General features: G+C 66.2%; 4 protein-coding genes. 1 reads left to right on the top strand and 3 read right to left on the bottom strand.

What is annotated here, in order from left to right; translation table 11 throughout:
- Nucleotides 1–57 precede the first annotated feature (57 nt).
- The 3 genes from RT551_RS21125 to RT551_RS21115 form a co-directional block, all read right to left on the bottom strand.
- Complete coding sequence (locus tag RT551_RS21125; protein WP_125361847.1) at nt 58–285, bottom strand: hypothetical protein; 228 nt, start codon at nt 283–285, stop codon at nt 58–60.
- Between the two features lie 111 nt (nt 286–396).
- Nucleotides 397–1,521: an anhydro-N-acetylmuramic acid kinase gene (locus RT551_RS21120; protein ID WP_313462141.1), complete on the bottom strand. Its 1,125-nt coding sequence runs from the start codon at nt 1,519–1,521 to the stop codon at nt 397–399.
- Between the two features lie 83 nt (nt 1,522–1,604).
- A complete protein-coding gene (locus tag RT551_RS21115) occupies nt 1,605–3,068 on the bottom strand; it encodes a M23 family metallopeptidase (RefSeq protein ID WP_313462138.1) in 1,464 nt (487 codons plus the stop codon).
- Between the two features lie 169 nt (nt 3,069–3,237).
- Here RT551_RS21115 and tyrS point away from each other — a divergent pair, with 169 nt between their 5' ends.
- Nucleotides 3,238–4,449 (top strand): tyrosine--tRNA ligase, encoded by a 1,212-nt coding sequence (tyrS, locus tag RT551_RS21110; RefSeq protein WP_313462136.1) that lies wholly within the window; start codon nt 3,238–3,240, stop codon nt 4,447–4,449.
- Nucleotides 4,450–4,901 lie beyond the last annotated feature (452 nt).

The raw sequence follows: 4,901 nt of genomic DNA, 5'->3' as shown, positions 1-4,901 counted from the left end.
CGTTTGATCCCGAAATCGCCCTTGCATAGGCAGGGGCGAGACGGTATCTACGGGTTGCTAGAACGACTTCGCATCCGGCAGCGCCTGCAGCGCCGCGATCGCATCGGCCAGGGCATCCACTTCCGGGTTCTGGAACCCATGGCGCACCTCCAGCTCGCTGGAGAACAGCCCCTGCTCCAGCAGCACCACGCAGGTGTACTCGCGCGTCCAGCCGCGCGCCACGGCGACGCGACGGATGCGTTCGTCGAGCAGCGGATCAAGATCGCGCAGCACCAGATCGGCCATGTGTTCTCCCCTTGCGTACAGCACCGCCCCCACGGCACAACAGCGTCGATCATGCGCCTGCCTTGGGGCGCGGGCAATACGCCCGCCGCACGCCAGACCTGCTGCGTTCACCTAGGCCGGATGGATCGCGCCCAGAATCCGCGGCCCCTCGGCCCCGGTCACGCTCGGCAGGTTGCCCGCCAGCCCGTCCAGGGTCCGCTGTGCCAGCCAGGCAAAGCCCATTGCTTCCATGTAGTCCGGGTCCAGTCCGTGCACCGCGCTGGACTCCACCACCACGCCCGGCAGCCGCGCGCTGAGACGGCGCAGCAGCTGTGGGTTGCGCACGCCACCGCCGCAGACCAGCACCCGGCGCGTGTCCGGCAGATGTGCCAGCAGGGCGTCGGCCACGGTGGCGGCGGTCAGTTCCAGCAGGGTCGCCTGCACGTCGGCAGCGGCCAGCGTCCTACCGGCCATCGCGGCCTCAGCCCACTGCAGATGGAACTGTTCGCGCCCGGTGCTCTTCGGCGGCGACAGGGCGAACCACGGCTCGGCCAGCCACTGCGCCAGCAGCGCCTCATCGGCCTGGCCGCTGGCCGCAAATGCCCCGTCCGCATCGAACGGCACGCCCTGGTGCCGCTGGCACCACGCATCCATCAGCGCGTTGGCCGGGCCGGTATCAAAGCCGCGCGGCGTGCCGCCCCGCGGAATCAGGGTCAGGTTGGCAATGCCGCCCAGGTTGAGGATCGCACGGTCCTCGTCGCTGTGGCCCAGCATCGCCAGGTGGAACGCCGGCATCAGCGGTGCGCCCTGACCACCGGCGGCCACGTCGCGGCGGCGGAAGTCGGCCACCGTGGTGATGCGGGTGCGTTCGGCAATCCGGTTGGCATCGCCCAGCTGCAGGGTGAAGGCCGGGTCGGCCAGCGGACGGTGACGCACCGTTTGCCCATGCGAGCCGATCGCCCGCACCTGCGCCCGGTCCACGCCGCTGGCGTCCAGCAGCGCGTTGGCGGCGGCGGCAAAGGTGATCCCGATCTGCGCGTCGATGCGCCCCAGGGTATCCAGCGAATCCACGCCGCCACCTTCGCCCAGCGCGATCAGCTCCGCGCGCAGCGCCGGATCCCAGGCGTGGGTGTGGCCGTGCACGAAGCGGCAGCCACCGGTCGCGGGGAACTGCACCAGCGCGGCATCGATGCCATCGGCGCTGGTGCCTGACATCAGGCCCAGATAGAGGGGAAGGGCAGGGTCAACGGCAGTCATGAAAAAGGCGGGTCCCGATAGAGAACCCGCCCATGATCGCAATCCAGCGCCCGTAGAGCCACGCCCTGCGTGGCTGCACCCCATCAGCCGCGCGTGTTCTTACCCGGCTTGGCACTACTGGCCGTAGCCTTCTCCGCCTGAGCCCCCTGCGGAGCCGGACTCGCATCGGCATAGATCAGCTTCTCCATCCCCTGGATACGCGCCAGCGCCGGCGCGGTCTGCGCGCGGAAGGCGACCAGTTCAGCCCCCTTCAGCGGTTCCGGCGGCGGCATGGTCACCGACAGCGGATTGCGGTGCACGCCGTTGACGCGGAATTCGTAGTGCAGGTGCGGGCCGGTCGCCAGGCCGGTCGAGCCGACGTAGCCGATCACCGTGCCCTGGGCCACGCGCTGGCCGGTCTTGATCTTGCCGAAGCGCGACATGTGCCCGTACAGCGTGGTGTGTCCCTTGCCGTGGTCCAGGATCACCACGTTGCCGTAGCCGCGCTGCACGCCGGCGAACTGCACGCGGGCATCGCCGGCGGCCATGATCGGGGTGCCGGTGCGCGCGGCGTAGTCCACGCCCTTGTGCATGCGCATCTTGCCCAGCACCGGGTGGCGGCGCGCGCCGAACGTCGAGCTCAGCCGCGCGAACGGAATCGGCATGCGGATGAAGCTCTTCTTCAGCGGACGGCCGCTGACGTCGAAGTACTCAGACTTGCCGTTGCGGTCGAAGCGGAAGCCGCTGTAGGTCTTGCCGTCCGAGGTGAACGTGGCCGCCAGGATCTTGCTGGTGTCCACCTTCTCGCCTTCGCGCCAGGTTTCGTCCAGCACCACGCTGAAGCGGTCGCCCGGCTGGATGTCCTTGGAGAAGTCGATGTCGTACTTGAAGATCTCGTCGGTCATCGTCGCAATGGCCGAAGGCGACAGTCCCGCCTTGCGCGCCGCCGCGTACAGCGAGCTGGTGATCTCGCCGCTGGTCACCACCCGGCGGGTGGAGCTCTCGCGCTTGGTGACCTGTTCGCTGATCTTGCCGTCCTTGAGGGTCAGCTCCACGCGGTTGTCGCCGTCGCGGTTGTAGCGGATCGCGCGCAGGTCGCCGGAAAGCGGCACATCGAAGGCAATCTCGGTGCCCGGGCGCAGCTTCACCAGCGAATCGCGCACGCCGGGGTGGTCCAGCACATCGTGCATCACCGTGGCCGGAATGCCGGCCTCGTCGAACAGGTCGCTCAGGGTCTGGCCGCGCTGCACGCGCAGCACCTGCCAGCTGTCACCCGGGGTCTGGTTCTGGCGTTCGGCCGACAGCGGCGGCAACGGCAGGGCCAGGGTGGAGTGGTCAGCCGAGTAAGGGCCATCGATAGTGTGCGAGAAGCCCGGCACAATAGTGGCCACCAGTGCGCCGATGGTGGCGAACAGGCTGGCGTGCATCCAGTGGCGGCGGGTCCAGCGCTCGTTGAAGGCCGCCGGCAGGTGCTGCTTGAGCTTCCGATGGAGGGCAGTGTCGTGAAGAACGTGGAGACGTTCCTTGAAGCGCTGCTTGCGGGCGCGGCCTTGATCGGAGTTGAGCATCGTCGAGCGGTTCCTGGCTGACCCGGCAACTCGGGCCTAAACGCCGGTTACCATAGACACCTATAAATATCGCGTCAAACCCTTGTGCCTATTGGCTTTTGTGAAGCACTTGCGGTTAACTTGTACTTAACGTCATTCATATAAATACGGCACCGCCGGGAGTTGCAACGTGTCATCGATTGATCAAGCCCTTGCCCAGATCGGCCGCGGGGCCGATGAGATCCTCAAGATCGAGGAGCTGCGCCAGCGGCTGGAAAGCGGCCGCCCGCTGCGGGTGAAGGCCGGCTTCGACCCCACCGCGCCGGACCTGCACCTGGGCCACACCGTGCTGCTGAACAAGCTGCGCCAGTTCCAGGACCTGGGCCACCAGGTGATCTTCCTGATCGGTGACTTCACCGGCATGATCGGCGACCCGTCCGGCAAGAACGCCACCCGCAAGCCGCTCAGCAAGGACGACGTGCTGGCCAATGCCCGCACCTACGAGGAGCAGGTGTTCAAGGTGCTGGACCGCGACAAGACCGAAGTCCGCTTCAATTCCGAGTGGTTCGGCAAGATGGGTGCAGCCGACATGATCCGTCTGGCCGGCCAGCACACCGTCGCGCGCATGCTCGAGCGCGACGACTTCGCAAAGCGCTACGCCGCCCAGCAGTCCATCGCCCTGCACGAGTTCCTGTACCCGCTGGTGCAGGGCTACGACTCGGTCGCCCTGGAAGCCGACGTCGAACTCGGCGGCACCGACCAGAAGTTCAACCTGCTGATGGGCCGTGGCCTGCAGGAGCACTACGGGCAGAAGCCGCAGATCGTGCTGACCATGCCGCTGCTGGAAGGCCTGGACGGCGTCGCCAAGATGTCCAAGTCGCTCAACAACTATATCGGCATCAGCGAACCCGCCATTGATATGGTCACCAAGACCATGAAGATCGGCGACGACCTGATGTGGCGCTGGATCGAACTGCTGTCCTTCGACATCAGCCAGGCCGAAGCCCTGAGCCTGCGCGAGCAGGTCGAAGCGGGCAGCCTCAACCCGCGCGAAGTGAAGCTGCGCCTGGCGCGCGAGCTGACCACCCGGTTCCACGACGCCGATGCCGCCGAACTGGCCATTGCCGGCTGGAACGCCGCCGTGACCGGGCAGGGCGATGTCAGCCTGCTGCCGCTGCAGGAAGTGGCCATCCCGGCTGAAGGCCTGCGTATCGGCGCATTGCTTACTGCCGCCGGCCTCACCCCCAGCAACTCCGAAGCCAGCCGCAAGCTCAAGGAGCGCGCCGTGAAGGTCAACGGTGAAGTGGTAGAAGACGCCCAGCAGATGTTCATGCCTGGCTTCGAAGGCCTGCTGCAGGTAGGCAAGCGCAACTTCGCCCGCGTCCTGCTGGTCGCCGCATGACTCCGTAACGTCGACGCACCGCATTGATGGGCGCGTTGCCACGTGCCCAGGCAATGACTCCCCATGACGTAGAGCCGGGCTTGCCCGGCTGCTCTTCACGGGTCGTCAAAAAAATTTCATCAACCCCCTTCCCAAATTCACCTGAAGGGCACATACTTTCCCTCCCCCGACGCAGGGGCCACCGCAAGGCGGCCACAGCAACGGAACGGATCGCCAACCACCTCGAAAAAAGGTGTTGACGGAAACGAAAAGCCTGACATAATAGGCGGCTCGCTTCGACGGAAAGCCCTCGGATCTTCCAGATCCCTTCACCGGGATCCACCTCAAAAAAAGGTGTTGACGAAGTGAAAAAGCCGGCTATAATGGGCGGCTCGCAACGACGGAAACGTCGGGGCATACGGAGGAAGGCGCTGAGGCCGACTCCCAGGTTCTTTGAAAGTATGCGCAGGTAT

Origin of the sequence: Stenotrophomonas sp. (assembly GCF_032103445.1) — a bacterium.
Taxonomy (GTDB): Bacteria; Pseudomonadota; Gammaproteobacteria; order Xanthomonadales; family Xanthomonadaceae; genus Stenotrophomonas.
The sequence above is the reverse complement of the archived record's forward strand: the minus strand, read 5'-3'. Positions and strand labels throughout refer to the sequence as shown.